We start from the raw sequence: 6,106 nt of genomic DNA, 5'->3' as shown, positions 1-6,106 counted from the left end.
ACGTCTTCGACGCCGCGAACGGCGGAGTCCTGCTGTGGCAACACCTCTTCTGGTTCTTCGGCCATCCCGAGGTGTACATCATCGCCCTGCCGTTCTTCGGCATCATCAGCGAAGTCATCCCGGTCTTCTCCCGCAAGCCGATCTTCGGCTACATGGGGCTCGTCGCCGCGACCATCGCGATCGCCGGCCTGTCCGCGACGGTGTGGGCGCACCACATGTACGTCACCGGTGGTGTGCTGCTGCCGTTCTTCTCCTTCATGACCTTCCTGATCGCCGTCCCGACCGGGGTGAAGTTCTTCAACTGGATCGGCACCATGTGGCGCGGCAGCCTGTCCTTCGAGACGCCCATGCTGTGGGTGATGGGTTTCCTCGTCACGTTCGTCTTCGGCGGGCTGACCGGCGTCATGCTCGCCTCCCCGCCGATCGACTTCGCGACCTCCGACAGCTACTTCGTGGTGGCCCACTTCCACTACGTCATCTTCGGCACGGTGGTGTTCGCGATGTTCGCCGGATTCCATTTCTGGTGGCCCAAGTGGACCGGCAGGATGCTCGACGAACGCCTCGGCAAGATCACCTTCTGGACGCTGTTCGTCGGCTTCCACGGCACCTTCCTGGTCCAGCACTGGCTGGGCACGAACGGAATGCAGCGCCGGATTCCCGACTATCTCGCGGCCGAGGGGCTCACCACGCTCAACACGGTCTCCACGATCTTCTCGTTCCTGCTCGGCTCCTCGCTGCTCCCGTTCTTCTACAACGTCTGGAAGACGGCCAAGTACGGCGAGCGGGTCGAGAGCGACGATCCGTGGGGCTACGGCCGTTCCCTGGAGTGGGCGACGTCCTGCCCGCCGCCGCGGCACAACTTCCTCACCCTGCCGCGGATCCGCAGCGAGTCCCCGGCGTTCGACCTGCACCACCCAAAAACGCCACTGCCCGAGAAGGAGTTGAGCGCGCGATGACCGCGCAGGAGGAGGCGGCCCTGGTCCGGGAGGTCGAGGGCCATCTGCTGCTGGCCGCCGCCCGGGAGGAGGGCCGTACGGCGGCGGCCCGGGCCGCCTGTCGGCTCGGCTGGCTCACCGACACCCAACGCGAGGACCTTGAGCGGCAGTTCGAGGCGGAGTACCTGGCACTGGCCCGCACGTCCTGGCACCGCACCGCCGAACGCGCCGTCGAACTGCGGCGGACGTACGAGCTGAGATACCGGGTGCTGCGCCGGCGGCTGGTCGCCTGGTGCGTGCTGGGCTGCGCCCTGCTGGCGACGACGGGCCTCCTGATGCTCGCCGCCGCCTAGGAGGTCAGGGCCGGGACCACTTCTGGTGGGCGCCGACGGTGCGGTCCCCCGGTACGGGCGGGGTCCCGTCGGTGAGGGTGGGGGAGTTGCCGGGCCCCTATGGCGGGGTGGGCCTGGACCGAGACCGTGCCCTGGGCGAAGCCAACGGCTGCGACGGGTGTGAACCCGCCGTGGTGACCGGGCCGTTGGGCCCGCGCGGGACGGAATGCCGCCATACTGACCCTCGTGCGCGTTGCGATCATGACGGCGGGGTCCCGGGGCGACGTGGCCCCCTACACCGGGCTGGGGCACCGGCTCGCCCAGGCCGGTCACGAGGTCACCCTGGTCACCCATGCCCGCTTCGAACCGCTGGTGGCGGGCTCCGGCGTACGGTTCCACGCGCTGCCGCTCGATCCGCGCGCGGAGCTGGAGTCCCCGCGCGGGCGGGGTCTGCACCGCAGTGCCAGCGGCGCCGGGAAGCTGGTGCGGGTGGTGGACCTGGCGCGGCGGCTGGTCGGGCGGATGACCGAGGACCTGCTCTCGGCGGCCCGGGACGCCGAGGTGCTGCTGCTGTCCGCCTCACTGGCCCCGCTCGGGCACACGATCGCCGAGGGGCTGCGGATGCCGAGCATGGGCGTCTATCTGCAACCCCTCGCCGGCACACGCGAGTTCGCACCCGCCGTGCTCGGCGGTGGCCGGTGGGGAGGGACGGCCAACCGGCTCGCCGGACACGGGGTGAGCCTCGCCGTGGAGCATGTGTTCGCGGCCACCGTCCCCCGGGTGCGTGAGCGGCTCGGACTGCCCCCGCTGCGCAGCGCTGCGGCGCGGCGGGCCCGGGAGCGGCGGCACTGGCCGGTGCACCACGGCTTCAGCCCCCTGGTGGTGCCCCGGCCCCGGGACTGGCGGCCAGGGCTCACGGTGGGCGGCTACTGGTGGCCGTACGACACGGAGGCACAACTGCCCGTACGTGTCCAGGAGTTCCTCGACACGGGACCGGCCCCGGTCTTCGTCGGCCTGGGCAGCGCCACCGTGCCGGACGCCGGCCGGCTCAGCGCCCAGGTGGTCGCGGCGCTGCGGCGGGCCGGGCTGCGCGGGGTGATCCAGCGCGGCTGGGGCGGCCTCGCGGCGGACGGCGACGACATGCTGACGATCGACGACGTGCCGCACGCCCTGCTCTTCCCCCGGATGGCCGGCGTGGTCCATCACGCGGGTGCCGGAACGACGGCGGCGGGGCTGCGCGCCGGGGTGCCGGCGGTGCCGGTGCCGGTGCAGTTCGACGCCGGGTTCTGGTCCGCCCGGCTGGTCGCGCTGGGGGTCGCCCCGGAGGCCGTACCGCTGCGCCGCCTGACCGTGGACGCCCTGGCCTCCGCACTGGTCCGCGCGATCCGCGAGCCGGCACACCGGGAGCGGGCGGGCTCACTGGGCGCCCGCATCCGTGAGGAGGACGGCGCAGCACCGGTACTGGCGGCACTGAACCGGCTCGACAGCTGACCCACCGCCCGGGCCGGACCCCGGGTCCGGCAGCGGACGAGCAGCGGCGGAGCCGGCCTCCGGGCCCACCGGCGACGAGCACCGCCGATCGGCGGCGGCCGGGCCGGGCCGTGAGGTCAGGTGGTCAGTACCATCCGGAAGCGGGCCTTGCCGGCGAGCATCTTCTGGTAGGCCTCGTTCGCGTCGTCCAGCGGGCGTGTCTCCGTCATCGGGCGGATGCCGTGCAGGGCGCTGAAGGCCATGGTGTCCTCCACGTCCTGCGAGGTACCGGACGGGTGGCCGCGCACGACCCGGGCGGCCATCAGCAGCTGGGCCGGGTTGATGCCCATCGGTTCGGTGTCCGCGCCGATGACCACCAGCTCGCCGCGGGGCGCCAGACCGTCCACGGTGGCCGTGATCGCCTCGGAGTTCCCGGCCGTGGCCAGCACCACGTCCACACCGCCGAGCGACTGCAGGGCCTCGGCGACCGGGGTGCCGGAGGTGCTGTCGACGTAGTGGTGGGCGCCCAGACGCTTGGCGAAGTCGGCCTTCTCCGGGCCCCGGGCGATTCCCACGGTCTCGAAGCCCAGCGCCACCGCGTACTGCACCCCGAGGTGACCCAGGCCGCCGAGGCCGAGCACGGCGACCCGATCGCCGGACCGGGCCGAGCTGCGCCGCAGCCCGTTGAAGACGGTCACGCCCGCGCAGGCCAGCGGCCCGGCGTCGCTCGCCGCCAGCGCGTCGGGAATCCGGGCCAGGGCGTCGACGGGCGCGATCACCCGCTCGCCGAAGCCGCCGTCGTAGGCCCAGCCGGGGACCTTCAGCCGGGGGCACACGATGAAGTCGCCGCGCCGGCACGGCGTGCAGTGGCCGCAGCTGCCGCCGAACCAGCCGACCGCGACCCGGTCGCCGACCTGCCAGCCCCACTCCTGCGCTCCCGCGCCGAGCGCCTCCACCCGCCCGGCGATCTCATGCCCGGGGACCACCGGGAAGGTCACGCCCGGCAGCGCGGCGTTCACGAAGGCCGCGTCGCTGTGGCAGATGCCGCAGGCCTCCACGGCGATCCGCACCTGACGGGGTCCCGGCTCGGGCACCTCCCGCTCGACCAGCCCGAACGGGCCGCCCGCGGCCGTGACCTGCGCGACTCGATAGGTACTCATCTGGTTCTCCCGTGGGTGTCGGCCGGATTCCGGGACACGGGTATGACGCCCCCGCACCAGCAGACCAGTTCCCGGCCCATCGCGCGCGCCGAGCCGTCCGGAACCGCCCCTGACCTGCACCGACGGGCTCGGCAGGCCTCCGGGTCAGCCGGTCGCGGGGCGCCAGCCCGCCGGCCGGAGCATGCCCAGCAGCAGCCGCACCAGCTCGTCCACCACCTCGTCGAGCGTGGCGTCCACCCAGCCGGCGCTCCAGTCGTGCAGGAGTCCGTTGACGCTGCCGATGAAGGCCGTCGCCGCGAGCCGGTAGTCACGGGGTGCCGCCTCCCCGCGCAGCACGGCCGCGTCCGCCTCCGCCCGGATCAGGTCGATCCAGCGGGCCCGGCGGGCCAGGCGCTGTTCCTCCAGGCGCGGGCTGACCCCGACGATCTCCATGAAGGTGATGCGGACGCGGCGCGGGTCGGAGGTGACGTCGTGGGCGTAGGCGTGGAAGAGCACGGAGGCGCGCTCGGCCAGCGGCAGCCCGTCCGCCGTGGCGAGGGCGTCCAGCACCGCCTGTTCCGCCCAGTCGTTGACCTCCAGGTGCAGCGCGCCGAGGACGTCCTCCAGGGTGTGGAACTCCTCGTAGAACTGGCGGGTGGACAGTCCGGCGGCCTGGCTCAGTGCGGCGATCGTCGTCCCCCGGTAGCCCGGGCTGCCACCGAACAGTTCCAGGGCCGCGTCCAGGAAACGGCGGCGCCGCTCGGCCTGTCGTTCCTCGGCGGACCGGCCGCCGTAGCGTCCCGTCGGCGCCCTGAGCCTGCCCGTCATGCTTCCCCCTTGTCGCCCACCGGTAGCCCAATCTTGTCGTGCACACATCTTGTCGAGTAGGCCGCCCCTTCCTTACTTTTCAGTAAGTTCACTGTGAACGCGACCGTGTTCAGATTCCCCGACACTCCCCCGAGGAAAGAGAGCAGTCATGCCTGCCTCCAGAACCAGGCACCTGTGCTCCGTGGCCGCCGCCCTCGCCCTGACCGTCGCCGGGCCGGCGACCGCCGCCTCCGCCGCGGGCGGCACCGCCGACGGCCTGCGCGAGGTGCTGTTCGTCGGCAACAACTGGGACGGCACCGCCGACGTCATCCGCTCCTCCGGCGACTTCGCGAAGGTCGGCCGGATCGACGTCGTCCCCGACAAGGCCCAGCGGCTGGCGGAGATCAACGCCGACCCGGTCAAGTGGATCTACTACACGTCCATCCGCAACGAGGTCGGCGAGGGACACGACCAGTACGCGGACGACATGTACTCCACGCCCGACGGCAGGTCCCTGGTCGTCTCCCGGCCCAGCTTCGCCGACGTCGTCTCCATCGACCTGGCCACCGACAAGGTCAACTGGCGTTTCCCGGTGGCGGGTCACCGCGCCGACCACATGGCGGTCTCACCCGACGGCACCCGGGTCGCGGTCTCGGCCTCGACCGCGGACAAGGTGCAGGTTCTGGACATCGGCACCGGCAGGGAACTGGGCGAGTTCGGCACCGGGGACAAGCCGCACGAGAACTTCTTCACCGACGGCGGCAAGTACATCTGGAACATGTCCATCGGCGAGGTCACCACCTCCCTGGACGCCCCGGGCTGGGACTGGACCAAGGGCGACCGCCACATCACCGTCGTCGACGCGACCACGTTCAAGCAGGTCAGGACCATCGACATGCGGCAGCGGCTCGACGCGGTCGGGCTGAAGGACTTCTCCGACGCGGTCCGGCCCGCCGCCTTCACGCCCGACTGGTCCAAGCTCTACTTCCAGGTGTCGTTCTTCAACGGCTTCCTGGAGTACGACGTGGCCACGGACCGGATCACCCGGGTGAAGACGCTGCCGGCGAACCCGGCGACCAACCCGGACCGCACCACCTGGCTGCTGGACTCGCGCCACCACGGCATCTCGATGAACCCCGAGGGCACCAAGCTCTGTGTCGCCGGGACGATGGACAACTACGCGACCGTGGTCGACCGGGCGTCCTTCGACGTCGGCCCGCTCGTCACCGCGTCGACGCCGTACTGGGCGACCGTGAGCGGCGACGGCAGGGACTGCGTCATCTCCGAGGCCGGCGCCGACCAGATCACGGCCATCGACTTCACCACCGGCCGGAAGGTGCTGTCCGTGCCGGTCGGCGACCATCCGCAGCGCGTCCGGCTGGGCCACGTCCCGGCCGACTGGACGGGGCCGGCAGGGGGTTGA

6 protein-coding genes are annotated in these 6,106 nt (G+C 72.0%); 4 read left to right on the top strand and 2 right to left on the bottom strand.

Annotated features, from left to right (window positions below):
• The 3 genes from IE244_RS30790 to IE244_RS30780 all read left to right on the top strand — a co-directional run.
• A partial coding sequence (locus IE244_RS30790) for a cytochrome c oxidase subunit I (protein ID WP_191876826.1) occupies window positions 1–956 on the top strand: 956 nt, incomplete at its 5' end.
• Entirely contained in the window at window positions 953–1,288 is a 336-nt protein-coding gene (locus tag IE244_RS30785) for a hypothetical protein (RefSeq protein ID WP_191876825.1), read from the top strand. The genes IE244_RS30790 and IE244_RS30785, both read left to right, overlap by 4 nt.
• Window positions 1,289–1,528: 240 nt before the next feature.
• Window positions 1,529–2,758 (top strand): glycosyltransferase, encoded by a 1,230-nt coding sequence (locus IE244_RS30780; protein ID WP_191876842.1) that lies wholly within the window; start codon window positions 1,529–1,531, stop codon window positions 2,756–2,758.
• Window positions 2,759–2,874: 116 nt separating this feature from the next.
• Here the strand turns inward: IE244_RS30780 and IE244_RS30775 are convergent, their stop codons facing one another.
• Together IE244_RS30775 and IE244_RS30770 are read right to left on the bottom strand one after the other, a co-directional pair.
• The gene (locus IE244_RS30775; protein WP_191876824.1) at window positions 2,875–3,897 is read right to left on the bottom strand and encodes an alcohol dehydrogenase; all 1,023 of its coding nucleotides are present in this window, start codon (window positions 3,895–3,897) and stop codon (window positions 2,875–2,877) included.
• Window positions 3,898–4,041: 144 nt separating this feature from the next.
• Window positions 4,042–4,704, bottom strand: a complete 663-nt coding sequence (locus tag IE244_RS30770; protein WP_191876823.1) for a TetR/AcrR family transcriptional regulator — start codon at window positions 4,702–4,704, stop codon at window positions 4,042–4,044.
• A gap of 148 nt (window positions 4,705–4,852) precedes the next feature.
• Between IE244_RS30770 and IE244_RS30765 the strand changes: the two genes are divergently transcribed.
• Window positions 4,853–6,106: a YncE family protein gene (locus IE244_RS30765; protein ID WP_191876822.1), complete on the top strand. Its 1,254-nt coding sequence runs from the start codon at window positions 4,853–4,855 to the stop codon at window positions 6,104–6,106.

The organism is Streptomyces filipinensis, assembly GCF_014649495.1.
Classification (GTDB): domain Bacteria; phylum Actinomycetota; class Actinomycetes; order Streptomycetales; family Streptomycetaceae; genus Streptomyces; species Streptomyces filipinensis.
Note: the sequence above shows the minus strand (reverse complement) of the source record. Positions and strands in the feature narration are given on the sequence as shown.